Here is a 15,864-nt window from a genome sequence, read left to right on the forward strand (position 1 = left end):
CTGCGGCACTGACCGCTTGAACCATCATCTCGAAGAATCACAAGACGACCCCGTACACCACGTCCCTGGACTTGACCCTGGTGTACGCAGAGCACATCGCAGTAACCACAGACAGAATCGCAGTAGCCTGCCCAGAATCAACGGCCTGATTAGGTCCAAGGAAGTCCTGGACATCGCTAGCGGAGGGTGCGGCCACTATGCCGAATGGACGATGTTGACAACGCCGGCCGGGTTGGCGAAACCCCACGAAACACGCGCAGTTGCGCGGATTTGTACGGCATCATAGGCGAAGGCGGCGGACTTGTCCGGCACAACCGTGGTTCCGGTGCGCTGCACGGTGTAGACCTGGGAGGCATCGAAGCCCCACACATTCCCGTCCGCCACGTCCACCGACACGATAACCGGGACACCCGCGATGGTCAGACCGTCCACGACACCGTTGGTGTCCAACAGGCTCGTGTTGTAGCCGGTGCCCACCTTGGCCTGTGACAGCGCGAGCGCAACATCCTGGGCCAGGACAAAGTGCGTCAGGGTGGCGCCGTTGGTGAGGGCGTGACTCTTGGCCTCGTGGAAGGCATCCAAATTGGTGTAGGTGGCGCCGGGGTCCACGGTTTGAATGCCGGACAGGCTCAGTACGCCGTTGGGGGCGTTGGTGGTGGTGTTGGCGAAAAACGCCGCGTCGATCTTTTTCGCAATCGACCGCGCCAGGGACGTGCCGACCTGCTCCGCGATGGCGGGGTTGGTGTCCTCGTACGCCTCGTTGCTGATCTGGGTCAAACCAGCGGTTTTCTTGGGGGTGATCACCAGCTCGTTGGTGGTGGGGTCGGTCAGCGAAATCTGGGTGTTCTCCGCATACCAGCCCACAGCCGGGTCGGCGGTGATCATTGGGAAGCGAATCGATTCGTTCCCGGTCTGCACAACGGTCGCAACATGGAAAGCCACCGATTTGGCCGCGATGACCGTATCAATCAGCTTCCCATAGTCGTGGGGTGACCATGCTTCCTGCAAGGCCGAGTCTAGAACTGCCATGAATAATCCTTAATGGTGAAAAGTTTTGTTGGGGGAGTTCGGAGCGTCGAGCCCCTGAAAAGAATTTCGGACGCCTGGTCCTAATTCAATTTTACCGGAATAGCCCGGAGAAGTCTGTGGGTTTTGAATCGCCACGGGAGCCCTGGCCGATATCTCCTGGTGACGGTTTCCTCGAAGCCAGGTGGGGTTTGCTTTCCAGTAGGGAATTAATGGCCGTTGAGAGCTTATCTGGGTCGTCCAAATGGTCGGCCGAGTAGGGAAGGTCGGAAGCGTCCGCTAAACGTCCTGTGGCCTTAACTAGGGCGGTGTGTAGGCGTTTCTCTGAGGCCTGTGTGCGTTCGCGCCATTTCGCGTTTTCTCTGCGCAGTTCTTCGACAACTTCCCGAGGAAACATTTCCGCCTCCTCCGTGGTGGCGGTATCCGCTTCCGGTTCGTCTACGGTGATTTCGTCAGCCATTTATTCCTCTGTCCTGTGACGTGGCTTTAGTAATTGCACTGAGCTGGGAGTACTCTTTACTGAACTGGTCGTTGTCCAGCCGGTTAATTTCTGCCTCGATCTCGTCGGCAGACATTCCCAATTTGGCCAGTGCCGTTTCGCGCGAGTACAGAGGAGGCGTGGACAATTTGACCATTGCGTCGCTTTCTTCTGCGATGGAGCGATAATCCGCCGGCCCCCACTTTGTCCTGACCTTCACACTTTCAACGGGGACGCCGTCAGCAACCGCGATCATGAGCCTTGCAACCCGGTCCCAGGTTTTGCCGAAGGCCTTAGCTTTCTCCTCACTGCGGGCCGTGAGGCCAGCCGCTTCCGCCCTATATGCATCCGCGCTGGCGGGTTGGTCGGTCAAAATGCCCAGGTAATTACTAGGCAATGCCGAGGTTGCCTGGGCAGCCGCCATAAGAACCTTCACCAGACTCTCGTAGCCAGCTAGGTCCGCTGCGGGCAGCTGGCCGATTTTCACATTGCCGTTCTCATCCTCAACAGCGATCATCCGGGCACCCTCGGGGATTGGGTTAACGGTGTCTATGATTTGTTCCCCGTTGGCGTCTAAAACCGGGGTGCCATTCTGGTCCACGCGAGGAACTTCCGTCAGCGGGATTCCGGAAATATAACGGCGCGGGCGCGCACAAAAATTGCTCGTCACCAAGGCATCGGCAACGGTCATATCAATCGCACCGTTGATTGGAATCAAATCGTGAATCTCCGAGGTGCCCAAATTCGCCCGTTCCGGATAATTCAAACCGGGAACATGGATGCGGCCCGGGTTGCGGAACTGTGCCACGGGTGGGGTGCCCAGCGGGTTCGCGATCTCCTTGACCAGTTGGAAATCCGTATTAGCTCCAACGCTGTCGGCCACGTACTGCTGAATCACATCCGGTAGATAGAGCCAGCAGTGCGTCTGGCCGCGCGAATAGTATCGCTTGATGCACTCGGTTATCTCCCTTGTCCCCGGGTCGATATGCGCAGCAACGTTTCTAGAAGACTCGATTGTGACATTCGGCGAGCCTTGTGAGTCTACCCACACGAAAGCCCAGGATGAGCCGTAAAGCAACGCTTCACGGTGGGCGGACGCTGACTCAATATCGAGTTCGTTATCCTCAAACCACTCCCAGAGTCTAGAGTCGCCTTCAAAGCCGCAGACCCTTAGCCGCTCCACAATGGAATTAATGGATAGCCGACAAAGATTAATGGACAGGCGTTCCAGTTTGTTGCCGAGCGCTTCGCGTGATTCGGGCTCGATGAAATGGAGTTGATTGTTCAAACCCTCATACCAGCGGGAAAGCATCTGATAGCGCGGTTGTGGGGCGTCTAGGGTTTGTAGGAGATCTGCGAGCACATCGGGGGTCGTCATGACCAGCTAGCTACTTTCATTCGTCTTTTAGGTTTATTCGCGTAGAAAAGGCAGCGGGTGTGAGCCTGGATGAGTGCAGCACAGGCGTCGATCTTTTTGGCGCTAGTCTTCCGGGAGGTCTTATCAATGGTGATTCCATAATTCGTCTCGACCATTTTGGTGGCGAGCACATGTTCTCTTAGACGCTTATCACCCGAATGGGTGAAGTTCCCGTTTATCGCCGCCGTGCGGAAGTCATTAACCGCCTGGGAGACCATCTTGGGAGACGACCAGAGAAACTTAACTATCGGTATCTTTTCGCCTTCTAGCTTCTGCAGGGAGGCGTTCCACCTGAATGGGTCTGCGATGACCTCGCGCACCCGGTATTTGTGGCAGGCGGCGCGAATCGCGTCCTCCACCGATGCCACGTCGATCCGGAAGTCGGGTGTGCCGTCGTTCTCCCACAGTCTGAATAGCTCGAATCGAGGTTCAGGCGAAACGGTGCCCACCACCAAGGCCGTGGAGTCCGCGTTCTGTCCGCCCACGCTGCCGTCAAACCCAACCACCACCTCCGCCCCATCCGGGATCGGATTTGGCGTAGCTAGTCCGTCCCACACATCGGCGCCGACCAGCGGGGATTCGTTCGATTCCACAAATTGGCAGAGGCGGGAGCGGCGGTAGGCCGGCTCGGGCACCATGCGGGCGTCCCTGGCGAACACATCCATGGCCAGGAAGTCGCCATAGGCCGGGTTGGCGAGGCGGATACAGTGCTCACACAGCAAGTCGTGATGCTGAAACTCATCGGCGGAGAACTCGCGCCACACGAGGAAGTCGTCGCCCAGCTCCCGGTGCAGACTGCGCCATTCCACCAGCACGGAGTTCTCTTTCTCCGCCGGGGGTGTACCGATGCCGACCAGTGTCGATTCGGGGCGTTTACCCTGCGCCAAATCCAGGGCCGCAACCGTGGCTTTCGGCGTGTATTGCAATTCGTCAACAATGCACAGCGAGAAGTTGAGCCCTTCCAAGCTTTCCGCTTCGCTTGGTAGGCACTCAAACTTGGACTCGAGGTGAGGAATCCTGATCTCTTCCTCGAGCACCTGGCAGCGAGAAGCCAACTCCGGGCTTCCCTTCACCAGCGCCCTAGCAATACCGAACAAAATGCTGGCTTGTTTCTGATTACGGGCGCAAATGATCACATGACCGCGGCTACCGCCTGTGAAAAGCTCGTACACAGCCCAGCAGGCTAGGAGCGAACTCTTACCATTACCCCGACCAATCATCCATCCGGCGAGGCGTGGACGCGGTTTCGCATCCATCACCGAGGCGACAAGCTCAATCTGCCAATCCCGCAGATCGACCGGCTTCCCTTTGTGGTGCCCGTCAGGTACTTTCAGGAAGCGTTTACAGAATTGTGCGAACCGCTCCGATTCTTTCCCACGCGGACGCCACGGCAGCGGTGAACTGTCCACCTGTTTGAGGCGCATAATTCCGTTTCGTGAAAATGGCAGCGAAAATGGTCAGGTTTTGTGCGTTGACCTGCGCGGGGCCCGTCAACGAACCCCTCCCCGCTTTTGCATGAGTGTCGGGGATTGCAGCGATCGACCCCTACCCCCCTCACCTGCGGGGATGGTTCTACAGCAAACATTAGCTGGATCTCTCAATGGGGGAAATCCGCCGCGTTTCCGCAGGTCAGAGCCTCGTGAACGGGGGAAATCCCTGACCTGCACGTTTGTACTTAGCTATGCGGTCCTCGACCATCTGACGCTCCTCACCTGTGCAGTGGTTGCCGCGTCTGCGTTGGCAGTCCATGCACCACACACGCAGGTTGTGCACTACGAAGATGAGGTCGGCCCGTTCGCTGGCCGGCACAATGTGGTCGACGCTTAATGCGGTGGTTGAGCCGCACTTCTCACACTGCGGTGATTGGGCTCTCAGACGCTTACTGAGCCGTTTCCAGCGCTGAGTGTGTAGGAACGGGTGAGAGCGGATTCCGCGGTTGTCTGGGCGCTTACAGTCGTCGCATCTGCTGTGAGGTGTTGGTGTGCCGCAATCCAGGCATGGCCTAGGCAGTCCCATAGAACTCGTCTAGATGCCTTTGAAGGCTCTTAATCAAATGGGGCTCGATGTCCGCGCGGTCGGCGTGACGTAGTTCTTGCTTCAACAGGAAGTCGATGGCAAAGCATTCGTCGTCGCTTCTGGTTCGGTTCCAGACCATTACGTGATCGTCATTACTCATGCTTGTTCTCCGTGATCTTCAAGGTCGGCCAAGCCCTCTAGGATGCTGTGGTCGATCATCTTGGATAGATGGTCGAATGCGATCCCGTCCATGACGAAATCTTTGGTCACGTCATTGTGGTCAAGTGTGCGCAATACGTACTTGCCGTTGCCGGCGTAGTGTGTGGCAGCACCGACGAGGACATGCAGGTTCTCGGGTTGAATGTGTTCTTCGATGATCATGACTCGAGTTTCTTTCGGAGTTTATGCGCCAATATGTGGCAGAGGTCGACGGTGAGGTTTACTCGAGTGTGCTTGTCGTTATCAACGAGCACGAGATCCATGACGCCGCGAGATGGATGACCGATGACATCGAGACTGTGCGGAAAGATGGTTTCGTAGTCCACGGCTTCCTTACGGGATTAGCGGGACCACAATTGATCCCCAGTTGTCCGAGGCCGTAGTGGTAGCGTAGAACGTCACAGAACCACCCGGAGCGTCACCAAACACCATCGGAATATGCTGACCGGAAATGTAGGTCTGATTGTATCGCTGGGATTGGGAATAGCTGCTGAACGTGTGGGTGTCACCGGAGAACACCTGGAATAGCCTTGTCCCCGGAGATCCACTCACGGTATGCGATGCGGTTGCGCCAGTTCCCGTCGCGGTAAGGGGCGTGCCGAAACTCGACACATTGAAATACGATGCGGAAGACGCCCCACCCGCATCACTTCCCGACAACGAAACCGAGATGTTTTGACTACCGGTAGGCGGGGTCAACAAGCCGAACACGATTATCCCGCGGCTACCGGTGTAGCTGTTCAACGCATAAAGTTGCGTCATCGCCGTACTGCCCACCTTGGCCGTGGCCGTGAGGGCAGCGTTAACGTTAACCACGACGAGAACGCTATTCCCGGTGATCGTCTGCGACCAGCTGTAACTCGACTTAACCCCGGAATCCCCGACACCGGCCGCATCAAAGGTGACCGAACGAGTACCGGACATTCCCAAAGACACCGTGGGGTGCAACGCGAACGCCGCAGGCTCCTTAGAACCACCCTGCATTGACATCGACGGGTTGACAGCGTTGAGGACGAATGCCGTATCAGGTGTCTCAAAGTTGGACATGCCGATTCGTGGTGAGACACCGACGCTGAAAGCTGCTGGTTGCCTGGCCCCTGCCGCCATTGAGATTGTTGGCGCAACCCGCACAGTCACGTTTTGCGGCGGCATCATCGAAATGCTCGGCTCGACCTTCAGGTTCAAGCTTGCGTCCGGGACCTGGCGCATCACAACAGTTGGCTCTAGCTCGACACCGAATTGGGTGAAGATCAATCCGACGCCGTTGAAGCCGGTTCCCGGTGGGCCACCAGTGGTGATCGTCATATGCTGCAATCGCTAATTGGGGAATACATCACTTATCTACTCGCTGAATGTTGCGATCCTCAGTGATCACTCAAGGCTTGACCCCTAGTTGTGGCTCGACGCTCATACTCGAGATAAGTCTCTAAATCTTTTTTTAGGTAAACCACACGACCGGCACGTTTATACGAGAGTGGGCCGCGATTTTCCCACCTCATCTGCCGCAGCGTCCACGGGGAATATCCCAACATCTCGGCTGCTTCATTAGTTGTCAGGACATCCATATTCCTTGCTCCTTGCCCAACCTGGTACTGCACGGCCAAATAATCTTCAATGGGTTGCACCATCCTTGGCCGTGAATAGTCTTGACCCCCATGGGCCTGCGGCGGTCACTCGATCACGAACTCTTGCGACTGCTCAGGCTGCAGGTTGGACAGTCCTCGTGTATCAATCTGATTCAATATCCGGGTATCTCACTCGTCCCGGCCGTGCTCTCACTTGTCCGGTTCCCGGATTGACCCTCACTTACGAGGGGGCAGGTAACACAATGTGGCCGAAGCCTACTGCGCTTACAGAGCACAGGAAAGAATTGCCCTATATCCGGCATACACTGAACCAGTGTTAGTGGTCTGACCCCGAACGGGGAACTTAATGGAGCGCCGTCTGTCATCACGACGATGGCATTTAAATTGCTCTTGCCTTAATTGTATCAGCAATTGCTGAATGGGGGATTTTTCTATAGCAGTGGGTCAGCGATGGCCGGGATCTATGCTGGCCAGCAGCACATTCCTAGTCTGACCATTGGCGAATCTGATCTCGACGCCGCGCACTTCATCCCGCCAATTGGCTATAGGAGAGTGCAGGCGGCCTTTGTCGTCGCGCCAAGCGCCTCTACGGTTGCGAGGGATAAAGGTGTCCACATATACATTATCCCCCAAGTTGCCGCTTCGTCGGTTGAGCGTAAAAGTTCCCAAATTTGGGAAACGGCAAAGGCTCGTAAACTGTATGCATGGACATTGTGATAAGGCGAATCCTGGACGACGGCACCGTGCAGGTTTTGATTCAGCAACAGCACAGCGAAAAGATGAATGACTTCCGTTTTCGTGGCGACATCTTCACGCCCCAAGAGGCCCTTAGGTTAGCGCTGAAACAGGCCGAGCTTCTGCCCTACGAGCACCCGCAATCCCGCGACTGGCTGGCCGACGAGTGACAGATCGAAGCCAAGTCGCCTCAATCGCGTCGAACATTTCCTGGGGGCGAACAATTGACAGGGCCGCTAGGACACTGCCAGCACGCAGGGCGGCACTAGAGCGGTTTGAGAAGCTTGCAGACCCTGATGGGGTATTAGAGCCCTCAGTTCGCCTACAAATGGCCGAGAAGCTACGTCATGCCCATTACCAACGGATGGCCCGCAAAAGCGCTCAGGCGCGCAAGAGACGAGCCAACGCGACCAACGTCAGACCCGGTCTCCCCGGCGCAACTTCCTAGCAGCTTCCCGCGCCCGATGATCGGCGGCACTTGACCCGTACCTCTCAAGCATTGCATCCGACCGCCAACCCATCAAACGTTTGAGGTCACGTTCCTGTCCACCCGCGAGAAGAAAATCGTGTGCGTTTGTATGGCGAAAGCGGTGGGGAAATACCGCTTTTGGGTCTAGGCCGGCCATCTCGGCGCGGACCTTCAATCGCTCCCTTACCCCATCGGACGTGAATCTCCCCCGCTCCCCCAGGAATAACGCTGGGTTGCGGGCGTGGCGATGCTTCCCACGCTCCCGAACGTATCTATCAAGGGCTTGACCCGTCTTGGCCCCGAAGTACGCCGACCGCACCCGCGAGCCCTTCCCAGTCACAACGACGGTTTCCGCGTCGAGGTCCAGGTGGTCGAGATCAATCCCGGTCAGCTCAGAAACCCTCATCCCGCAATCAATGAGCAGCCGGATCACAGCCTCATCCCTGCGGTCATTAAATGACTTGCCCTTGCATGCCCCAATCAAGGCCGACAGTTCCTCGTCCGTCAACACTGGTACGGGCTTCGCTTCGGGCTTCTCCACGGTGATCTTCGTTAACGGGTCCGAGGAGATAATCTCTTCTGCGAGAAGCCAATTCACGAACCGTCTTAGTCCGCGCCACCGGGTGCGAATGGTGCCATCGGTCAAACCCCGTTGACGTAGGTGGTCGAGCCAATCGAGAACGTTCTCGCGGGTGACGTTTTCCAGGTCTGCCGGGATGCCCTGCGACTCCATCCACCGACTCAAATAGGTGAGGCTTTGCCCGTACAGAACTTGGGTCCGTTCGGCTTTGCCCTCCACCCGAAGCGACCTATAGAAGCTGCCCCGCAGGGACTCTAAACTCACCGACACGATGTCTAGGTTATCTGGCGAACGTGCTCTATGCTAGTGCTCGCACAACTTCACTTGGACCTGTTTTTCCTAGTCAAGTCAGTGTTTCGGGATGGCTGAACGCGTTTCGGCTCGCCGGGCATCTTCGGATAGTTCGGCGGATACGGCATGTCCCCAAGCCCGCGCTCGTTGTCGGCGTCGGCCATTTCCAGCAGGGGAACAATCGATTGCTCCGCATCATCCATTGCGGCCCAAGGATCTTCCCGGCCCTCGACCAGATGGGGAACGGTCGCCATGGTGTAGTCGTCCGGCTCGGCGGCGGCGAGCTCGTCCCATGTCAGCGGCATCGAAACGGTCGCGATCGGGGTGCGTCGCACCGAATACGCCGACGCCATGGTGCGGTCCCGGGCGTTCTGGTTGAAGTCGATGAAGATGCGCTCGCCACGTTCTTCCTTCCACCAGGACGTGGTGACGGAATCGGGCGCACGGCGCTCGACTTCGCGGGCAAGGGCGATGCCGGCACGACGCACCTCGATGAAGTCCCAGTCGGTCGCGATCCTGAGGAACACGTGGATACCGCGACCGCCCGATGTCTTCGGGTATCCCACCAGCCGGAGCTCGTCGAGCAACGGCCGCAGCACATCAACCGCGACCGCGCGCGCCTGGTCGAATCCGACACCGGGCTGTGGATCCAGATCGATGCGCAGTTCGTCGGGGTGGTCGGTGTCCGGGCAGCGCACCTGCCATGGGTGCAACGTAATCGTGCCCATCTGTGCCGCCCACACGACCGCCGCCGGATGGGTGATCTTCAGCGCGTCGGCGGTCCGCCCCGACGGAAAGGTCACCCGGCACGTCTGCAGGTAGTCGGGATGGTGCTGCGGGATCCGCTTCTGGTAAATCTCCTCGCCGTCGACGCCGTCCGGGAACCGTTGCAGATGGGTGGGCCGGTCGCGCAGCGAGTCGAGCATCGGACCGCCCGCGACGGCACGGTAGTAGTCCACCAGGTGCCGCTTGGTGCCTTTCGATCCCAGTTTGGGGAAATACACCTTGTCCGGACTGGTCAGCCGCACCGCAATGCCGTCGACGTCGAGCTCTTCTGCAGCAGCCATACCTGTGATTCCAGCACAATCAGGCTATGGACCTCCCTGTCATGCCGCCGGTGTCGCCGATGCTGGCGAAGTCGGTTCGCTCGATTCCGCCCGATGCGTCCTACGAGCCCAAGTGGGACGGGTTCAGGTCGATCTGCTTCCGGGACCACGACCAGGTCGAGCTGGGCAGCCGCAACGAACGACCGATGACGCGCTACTTCCCCGAGCTGGTCGCCGCAGTCAGGGCCGAGCTGCCGCGCCGCTGCGTGATCGACGGCGAGATCGTCATCGCCACCGACCGGGGCCTGGATTTCGAGGCGCTCCAACAACGGATTCATCCGGCGGATTCGCGGGTCCGGATGCTCGCGCAGACCACGCCGGCGTCCTTCATCGCGTTCGACTTGCTTGCCCTGGGCGACGACGACTACACGCGGCGGCCCTTCACCGAGCGGCGCGCCGCCCTGGTCGACGCCGTGGACGGCTCGGGGCCCTCGATTCACGTGACGCCTGCGACGACTGATCTGGACACCGCGCAGCGCTGGTTCGACGAATTCGAGGGCGCCGGCCTCGATGGCGTGATCGCCAAGCCGCTGGACATCACTTATCAACCGGACAAGCGGATCATGTTCAAGATCAAACACGAGCGGACCGCCGACTGCGTGGTCGCCGGCTACCGGGTACACAAATCCGGTGCCGACGCGATCGGTTCGCTGTTGTTGGGTCTTTATCAAGACGACGGCCAGCTGGCGTCGGTCGGGGTGATCGGTGCGTTTCCGATGGCCGAGCGGCGGCGGCTGTTCCACGAAATGCAGTCGCTCGTCACCGATTTCGAAGGCCACCCGTGGAATTGGGCGGCACACGAGGCCGGCGAGCGCACGCCTCGGAAGAACGAATTCTCGCGCTGGAACGCCGGCAAGGATCTGTCGTTCGTGCCGCTGCGGCCCGAGCGGGTGGTCGAGGTCCGCTACGACCATATGGAAGGCCGGCGGTTTCGTCATACCGCGCAGTTCAATCGGTGGCGCCCGGACCGTGACCCGCGCTCGTGCACCTACGAACAGCTCGAACAGCCGGTGACCTTCAGCCTGGGCGACATCGTGCCGGGGCTCGGTTCAGGCTAGCGCGGCGGCCCCTCGTCACCGCTCACCCGTCGATGTGTGTCGGGGGGTCGGCGAAGACGAAATCTGATGGCTGCTGGCCGGGACCCATCAGACCGCAGTGATTGTCGGGCACGAGATAGGAACTGGCGCCGTTGGGAACGAAGCGGGTGACCGCGACGCAACGCTGCCAGGTGCCGTCGGGCGCAATGGGTCCATCGCACTTGCTGAGCACCGGTCCCCCGTACTGGCAGCCGGCGCCGGCGGGCGGCGCCAAGGCGATCAGCTGTGCGGCCATCAGCAGGGCGGCCGATCCCGTCACGATGCACCGCTTCATGGTCGCCTCCCGTCGCAGCCCAGTCAGCTGTCAAAACGCTACCGCTTATGTCGTTGCGAACACAGTGGTTTGGCTGCGTTTAGTCGGGATCCGAAGCGGGCACGCGGCCACCATGTCAGTCACAGCCTTTCAAGATCTGCCGCTGGCCGATCGTAACCGCCAGTGGGACGGTGACGCGGCCGAGAAGCGGGTGCGTAAGTGGGCCGGCGCCCAGGACGGCCCGAACCAGAAATATCGCGACGCGCACGTCTGGTACGACGGCGACAAAAAAGACAACTTCACCGCCTACAAGCTGCTGCTAGCCGACGTGATCGACGGCAACCTCACGGCGGTGCCACGCGGTGTGATGGCGGCGGGCGCCATCATGAACGGTGCCCGGGGCGGCATCGACGTGCCCGAGTCCGATGTCGATCGGATCAAGAGCCACTTGGCGAAGTACTACAAAAAGATGAACGAAAGCCCGCCGTGGGAGGGGGATTAGACCGCGACCACCAGCTGCGACAGCCCGCGCAGCGTGACATTGGCCTTGTACTGCGGCTCGCCGTCCAGCCGGGCGTTCGGGAATCGCGCCGTCACCGCCGACAGGGCCACACCGGCTTCCAGCCGGGCCAGCGGCGCGCCCAGGCAGTAATGTGCCCCGCGACCGAAACCTAAGTGCCGCATCACTTTCCGATCTGGATCAAACACATCGGGACGGTCGTATTCGGCGGGATCGCGCTGCGCGGCGGCGGTCAGGAGCATCATGATGTCGCCCGCGGGGACGTCGATATCCCCAATTGTCATGTCGCCGGCCGCAGTTCGGGCGATCATCTGCACCGGCGGGTCGTAGCGCAGCGTCTCCTCGATGACCGCCGGGGCGCGGTTGGCGTCGGCGCCGAGCGCGATCCATTGCGGCGGTTGACGCAGCATCGCCAAGACCGCATTGGCGATCAGGTTCACCGTGGTCTCGTGACCGGCGACCAGCAACAGGACGCAGGTGGACACGATCTCCTGCGCGGTCAGCTGCTCGCCCGACTCTTCCACCGCGATCAGCGCGGACATCAGGTCGTCGGCGGGCCGCGAGCGTCGGCGGTCGATCAGGGCGTGCAGATAGGCGCGCAACCACATTCCGGCATCCATTCGCTCCTTGAGGTTGTCCGACGGCGTTCCGGTGAAGGCGACGAACGGGTCCAGCGATTGCGCCAGCAGCGCGGACACCCGGCTGAATTGCGGTTCGTCCTCGAGCGGTACGCCGAGCAGTCGGCAGATCACCGCCACCGGCAGCCGGTAGGCGAGGTCCTCGACGACCTCGAACCGCCCCTTTTCGGCGATCCGGTCCAGCAACCCGTCGATCAGCGCGCTGATGTCGGGTTGCAGCGCGTTCACCACCTTCGGCGCGAAAGCCTTGCTGACCAGTTTGCGCAACCGCGTGTGGTCCGGCGGGTCCAGAAACAAGAACCCCGGCGGGGTTTGTGGCGGCGCCTCGGCACCGGCCTCGAGCAGCTGCTGGGTCTGCGCCTCGATCTGGGCGCGGGCGGCGGTCGACTTGAGCCGGTCGTTGCTCGACGACGGGTGGCGCAACGCGTCGTCGCAGTCGCGGTACGTCACGAAAACCGCGAGGTTGCTTTCCGGCAGGGCAAACGATCCCCGTTGGCGAAACTGCGCGAACAGCGGGTACGGGTCGGCGCGGACCGCCGGGTCCAGCAGCCGTACCAACAATTCGTCGGGTCTGGTGGACTCGGTAGGCGCGGTCGTCATCCTGACATTGTGCCCGGCACCGGGCAGCGCCTGTCAGCGGCGCAAGAACTCCACGATGTGGCCGGCCAGTTCTTCTCCGGCGTCCTCCTGCAAGAAATGCCCCGCTCCCCGGATCACCGGGTGATCGATCCCCTGCGCGCCCCGCATCTCCCGCGCAAAGATCGCGGCCATCGGCCCGGTGATCGGGTCGCCGTCGCTGAACGCGACCAGCATGGGTGTCGCGCTCGCCGAAAGCCTGGCCCACGCAGACTTGTTGGCGGCCGCGGCGGGATCGTCCGGTGACGTGGGCACCAGGCCGGGCATGGCGCGTGGCCCGGCGCAGTAGTCGTCGGTGGGGAACGGCGCGTCGTAGCCGGCCCGCTCCTGCTCGCTCAGGTGCGTACGACAACCGCCCTGGACAAACGCGCCGACGTTCAGCGCCGGAGCCGAGGTGATGGCTTCGCGGAAGCGCCACCAAACGTCGGCCATCGGCTGCTCGCCGTTGGGCAGCCCGGTGTTGGCGACGACCACCCGAGCGAAGCGTTCGGGATGCTCTGCGGCAAGCCGCAATCCGATCAGCCCGCCCCAGTCCTGACCTACCAGGGTGACGTTGCGAAGGTCGAGGACATCGAAGGCCATCGCCCGCATCCACTCGACATGGCGCGCGTAGCTGTGGTCTTCGCGGCGGGTTGGCTTGTCCGAGCGGCCGAACCCCACCAGGTCTGGGCAGATGACACGATGGCCTGCGGCGGCCAGAACCGGAATCATCTTGCGATACAGGTACGACCACGACGGTTCGCCGTGCAGCATGAGAATCGGGTCGGCGCTGTCCGGGCCGTCCTGAACCCAGGCCACCCGCAGTGCGCCGCTTTCGCCGTCGGGCACTTCGCAATACCTTGGGTCGTAAGGGAAGTCGGGAAGCCCGTCGAACCGGTCGTCGGGTGTTCGCAGCGTTCGCATGTCAGGATCCTTCGGATAGTCCGGCCACGCCCGGGTCCGCCATCAACCGGTCGAGAAAGCCGTGCTGGCCCTTCAACAATTTGGTCCGCGCGGTCGCCACCGCGAACCAACCCACGCGGTCCACCTCGGGGAACTCGCGCAGCTTGCCCGATCCTTTCGGCCATTCCAGTTCGAAAGTGTTGCTGCGCGCGTCGGTGATGTCGAGGTCGCCGCCCACGCCGAAGGCGGTCACCACCTTGCCGCCGGACTGCTTGAGCTGACCGAGGTCGATGCGCGGTCCGGCCGGCACCGACAGTCCCAGCTCCTCGGTGAACTCGCGCTGCGCGGCCACCCAGGCCTCCTCCCCGTCGGTGTACTCCCCTTTCGGGATCGACCATGCGCCGTCGTCTTTGCGGGCCCAGAACGGTCCGCCCGGATGCGCGAGCAAAACCTCGACGGCGCCGTCGCGGGTCCTGAACAACAACACACCCGCGCTCAACTTCGCCATCGAGTTCTACGCTCCCACAGCGCATTCCAGATCCTTCAGCGAGGACTCCAGATGCGCGAGCAGGCGTTGCAGGTGCGGCACGCTGCGCCGGCATCCCACCAAACCGAAATCGAGATTGCCGGCGTTGCTAACCAGGGTGATGTTCAGCGCTTGGCCGTCCAGCGCGATGGACAGCGGGTAGTTGCCGTCGAGCCGGGCGCCGCCGTAATAGATCGGCTGCGTCGGCCCCGGCACATTCGAAATGATGATGTTGAACGGGGGGGACGTCGACGACAGCCAGCCCGGAACCGCCGCCAACGCCAGCGCCGACGTATTGACGGCGGACAGCGCCAGCGCCTGGAACCGCGGCAACTGCGAGAACACCGTCTTGTTGCTGCGCATCGATTCGCTGACGGTCAGCAGACGTTGCGCCGGGTCGTCGGTGTCGGTTGCGAGGTTGCACAGAATGGCTCCGACCAGGTTGCCACCGGCGTCCGCCTCTGCCTCGGTGCGCAGGCTCACCGGGACCATCGCGATCAGCGGCGTGTCCGGCAGCGCGTCCTGCTCGAGCAGGTAGTAGCGCAAGGCGCCCGAGCACATCGCCAACACGACGTCGTTCACCGTGACCCCCGTGGCATTCTTCACGGCTTTGATGCGGTCCAGCGACCAGGACTGTGCGGCGCAGCGGCGAGCACCGCCGATCTTGACGTTCAACATGGTCTTCGGCGCCCCGAAGGGCAACGTCAGCTGCTGTTCCAGCAGCGCCGCACGCGCCAGCACCAGCGTCGAGGGAGCAAGTGCTGCAACGGATCCCGCCGTGCGAACCAGTGAACGCAATGGAGACGACGGCCCGGATTTGCGCTTGGGTTTGCGCAGACCCCACGGGGCGCGGATGTCGAGGTCGTCGGGGTCGGTCGACAGCGCGCGCTGCATCAGCTTCTGCGCGGAGACGCCGTCGATCAGCGCGTGGTGGATTTTGGTGTAGATAGCGAACCGGCCGTCTTTGAGACCTTCGACGATGTGTGTCTCCCACAAGGGGCGGTGCCGGTCCAGCAGGCCGCTGTGCCACCGCGAGGTGAGTTCGAGCAATTCGCGGACGCGTTTGGGCGACGGCAGCGCTGAACGCCGGAGGTGGTAATCCATGTCGACGTCGTCGTCGTACGACCACCCCAGGTTGGCGATGCCACCGACAAAGCTCGCGGGATGTTTGCGGAAGGTGGGCTGGAAGTCTCGCTGAGCGGCCAGGCTCTTATAGAGGTCACGAACGAAGCCGCGGCCGGCGCCCGGCGGGGGCGCGAACAACTGCAAGCCTCCGACGTGCATGGGATGTTCGCGAGATTCTCCCAGAAGAAATATCGCGTCGGTGGGCTTCATCAGTTCCATCCACCCATTAGACCCATTTCGGCCTGATCCGCAAAGGCATAGCGC

At 61.0% G+C, this 15,864-nt stretch carries 18 protein-coding genes; 3 read left to right on the forward strand and 15 right to left on the reverse strand.

The window, feature by feature from the left end:
- Positions 1–195: 195 nt before the first annotated feature.
- The 8 genes from BST14_RS02580 to BST14_RS31645 form a co-directional block, all read right to left on the reverse strand.
- On the reverse strand, positions 196–1,029 hold the full coding sequence (locus BST14_RS02580; protein ID WP_083063038.1) for a phage major capsid protein: 834 nt from the start codon (positions 1,027–1,029) through the stop codon (positions 196–198).
- Positions 1,030–1,120: 91 nt separating this feature from the next.
- A complete protein-coding gene (locus BST14_RS02585) occupies positions 1,121–1,486 on the reverse strand; it encodes a hypothetical protein (protein WP_083063039.1) in 366 nt (121 codons plus the stop codon).
- Positions 1,479–2,882, reverse strand: coding sequence for a phage portal protein (locus BST14_RS02590; protein WP_083063040.1), 1,404 nt, complete (start codon positions 2,880–2,882; stop codon positions 1,479–1,481). Before BST14_RS02590 ends, BST14_RS02585 begins: the two co-directional genes overlap by 8 nt.
- On the reverse strand, positions 2,879–4,345 hold the full coding sequence (locus tag BST14_RS02595) for a terminase large subunit domain-containing protein (protein WP_083063041.1): 1,467 nt from the start codon (positions 4,343–4,345) through the stop codon (positions 2,879–2,881). Before BST14_RS02595 ends, BST14_RS02590 begins: the two co-directional genes overlap by 4 nt.
- Positions 4,346–4,550: 205 nt before the next feature.
- On the reverse strand, positions 4,551–4,937 hold the full coding sequence (locus BST14_RS31640; protein ID WP_142279230.1) for an HNH endonuclease: 387 nt from the start codon (positions 4,935–4,937) through the stop codon (positions 4,551–4,553).
- 156 nt (positions 4,938–5,093) lie between these two features.
- Positions 5,094–5,318: a hypothetical protein gene (locus BST14_RS02600; protein ID WP_083063042.1), complete on the reverse strand. Its 225-nt coding sequence runs from the start codon at positions 5,316–5,318 to the stop codon at positions 5,094–5,096.
- A 171-nt stretch (positions 5,319–5,489) separates the two neighbouring features.
- Positions 5,490–6,461, reverse strand: a complete 972-nt coding sequence (locus BST14_RS02605) for a hypothetical protein (RefSeq protein ID WP_083063043.1) — start codon at positions 6,459–6,461, stop codon at positions 5,490–5,492.
- A 59-nt stretch (positions 6,462–6,520) separates the two neighbouring features.
- Entirely contained in the window at positions 6,521–6,784 is a 264-nt protein-coding gene (locus BST14_RS31645; protein WP_083063044.1) for a helix-turn-helix domain-containing protein, read from the reverse strand.
- 662 nt (positions 6,785–7,446) lie between these two features.
- Here BST14_RS31645 and BST14_RS02615 point away from each other — a divergent pair.
- Entirely contained in the window at positions 7,447–7,647 is a 201-nt protein-coding gene (locus BST14_RS02615) for a hypothetical protein (RefSeq protein ID WP_083063045.1), read from the forward strand.
- 246 nt (positions 7,648–7,893) lie between these two features.
- Here BST14_RS02615 and BST14_RS02625 read toward each other — a convergent pair whose 3' ends face one another.
- Both BST14_RS02625 and ligD read right to left on the reverse strand, forming a co-directional pair.
- Positions 7,894–8,796, reverse strand: a complete 903-nt coding sequence (locus tag BST14_RS02625; protein WP_083063046.1) for a tyrosine-type recombinase/integrase — start codon at positions 8,794–8,796, stop codon at positions 7,894–7,896.
- 50 nt (positions 8,797–8,846) lie between these two features.
- Positions 8,847–9,884, reverse strand: coding sequence for a non-homologous end-joining DNA ligase (gene ligD, locus BST14_RS02630; protein WP_083063047.1), 1,038 nt, complete (start codon positions 9,882–9,884; stop codon positions 8,847–8,849).
- Between the two features lie 26 nt (positions 9,885–9,910).
- Between ligD and BST14_RS02635 the strand changes: the two genes are divergently transcribed.
- Positions 9,911–10,981 carry an ATP-dependent DNA ligase gene (locus BST14_RS02635; RefSeq protein ID WP_083063048.1) on the forward strand — a complete coding sequence of 357 codons (1,071 nt, stop codon included), beginning with the start codon at positions 9,911–9,913 and terminating at the stop codon, positions 10,979–10,981.
- A gap of 22 nt (positions 10,982–11,003) precedes the next feature.
- Here the strand turns inward: BST14_RS02635 and BST14_RS02640 are convergent, their stop codons facing one another.
- A complete protein-coding gene (locus tag BST14_RS02640) occupies positions 11,004–11,294 on the reverse strand; it encodes a CDGP domain-containing protein (RefSeq protein WP_083063049.1) in 291 nt (96 codons plus the stop codon).
- 112 nt (positions 11,295–11,406) lie between these two features.
- On the opposite strand from BST14_RS02640, the gene BST14_RS02645 reads away from it, so the two are divergent.
- Entirely contained in the window at positions 11,407–11,775 is a 369-nt protein-coding gene (locus BST14_RS02645) for a hypothetical protein (protein ID WP_083063050.1), read from the forward strand.
- On the opposite strand, the gene BST14_RS02650 is transcribed toward BST14_RS02645, so the two are convergent.
- Genes BST14_RS02650 through BST14_RS02665 form a run of 4 tightly spaced genes read right to left on the reverse strand, consistent with a single transcriptional unit; the run spans position 11,772 to position 15,819 of the window.
- Entirely contained in the window at positions 11,772–13,031 is a 1,260-nt protein-coding gene (locus tag BST14_RS02650; protein ID WP_083063051.1) for a cytochrome P450, read from the reverse strand. The genes BST14_RS02645 and BST14_RS02650 overlap by 4 nt on opposite strands.
- Before the next feature lie 33 nt (positions 13,032–13,064).
- Positions 13,065–13,970 (reverse strand): haloalkane dehalogenase, encoded by a 906-nt coding sequence (locus BST14_RS02655; protein ID WP_083063052.1) that lies wholly within the window; start codon positions 13,968–13,970, stop codon positions 13,065–13,067.
- Between the two features lies 1 nt (position 13,971).
- Positions 13,972–14,457, reverse strand: coding sequence for an NUDIX hydrolase (locus BST14_RS02660; RefSeq protein WP_083063053.1), 486 nt, complete (start codon positions 14,455–14,457; stop codon positions 13,972–13,974).
- 6 nt (positions 14,458–14,463) lie between these two features.
- A complete protein-coding gene (locus BST14_RS02665; protein ID WP_083063054.1) occupies positions 14,464–15,819 on the reverse strand; it encodes a WS/DGAT/MGAT family O-acyltransferase in 1,356 nt (451 codons plus the stop codon).
- Between the last annotated feature and the right edge of the window lie 45 nt (positions 15,820–15,864).

It is taken from the genome of Mycobacterium arosiense ATCC BAA-1401 = DSM 45069 (genome assembly GCF_002086125.1).
GTDB lineage: Bacteria > Actinomycetota > Actinomycetes > Mycobacteriales > Mycobacteriaceae > Mycobacterium > Mycobacterium arosiense.

Coding starts and splice junctions, on each gene's coding strand:
- BST14_RS02580 (WP_083063038.1), bottom strand. CDS start 1,029: ATGGCAGTTCTAGACTCGGCCTTGCAGGAAGCATGGTCACCCCACGAC.
- BST14_RS02585 (WP_083063039.1), bottom strand. CDS start 1,486: ATGGCTGACGAAATCACCGTAGACGAACCGGAAGCGGATACCGCCACC.
- BST14_RS02590 (WP_083063040.1), bottom strand. CDS start 2,882: ATGACGACCCCCGATGTGCTCGCAGATCTCCTACAAACCCTAGACGCC.
- BST14_RS02595 (WP_083063041.1), bottom strand. CDS start 4,345: ATGCGCCTCAAACAGGTGGACAGTTCACCGCTGCCGTGGCGTCCGCGT.
- BST14_RS31640 (WP_142279230.1), bottom strand. CDS start 4,937: ATGGGACTGCCTAGGCCATGCCTGGATTGCGGCACACCAACACCTCAC.
- BST14_RS02600 (WP_083063042.1), bottom strand. CDS start 5,318: ATGATCATCGAAGAACACATTCAACCCGAGAACCTGCATGTCCTCGTC.
- BST14_RS02605 (WP_083063043.1), bottom strand. CDS start 6,461: ATGACGATCACCACTGGTGGCCCACCGGGAACCGGCTTCAACGGCGTC.
- BST14_RS31645 (WP_083063044.1), bottom strand. CDS start 6,784: ATGGTGCAACCCATTGAAGATTATTTGGCCGTGCAGTACCAGGTTGGG.
- BST14_RS02615 (WP_083063045.1), top strand. CDS start 7,447: ATGGACATTGTGATAAGGCGAATCCTGGACGACGGCACCGTGCAGGTT.
- ligD (WP_083063047.1), bottom strand. CDS start 9,884: ATGGCTGCTGCAGAAGAGCTCGACGTCGACGGCATTGCGGTGCGGCTG.
- BST14_RS02635 (WP_083063048.1), top strand. CDS start 9,911: ATGGACCTCCCTGTCATGCCGCCGGTGTCGCCGATGCTGGCGAAGTCG.
- BST14_RS02640 (WP_083063049.1), bottom strand. CDS start 11,294: ATGAAGCGGTGCATCGTGACGGGATCGGCCGCCCTGCTGATGGCCGCA.
- BST14_RS02645 (WP_083063050.1), top strand. CDS start 11,407: ATGTCAGTCACAGCCTTTCAAGATCTGCCGCTGGCCGATCGTAACCGC.
- BST14_RS02650 (WP_083063051.1), bottom strand. CDS start 13,031: ATGACGACCGCGCCTACCGAGTCCACCAGACCCGACGAATTGTTGGTA.
- BST14_RS02655 (WP_083063052.1), bottom strand. CDS start 13,970: ATGCGAACGCTGCGAACACCCGACGACCGGTTCGACGGGCTTCCCGAC.
- BST14_RS02660 (WP_083063053.1), bottom strand. CDS start 14,457: ATGGCGAAGTTGAGCGCGGGTGTGTTGTTGTTCAGGACCCGCGACGGC.
- BST14_RS02665 (WP_083063054.1), bottom strand. CDS start 15,819: ATGGAACTGATGAAGCCCACCGACGCGATATTTCTTCTGGGAGAATCT.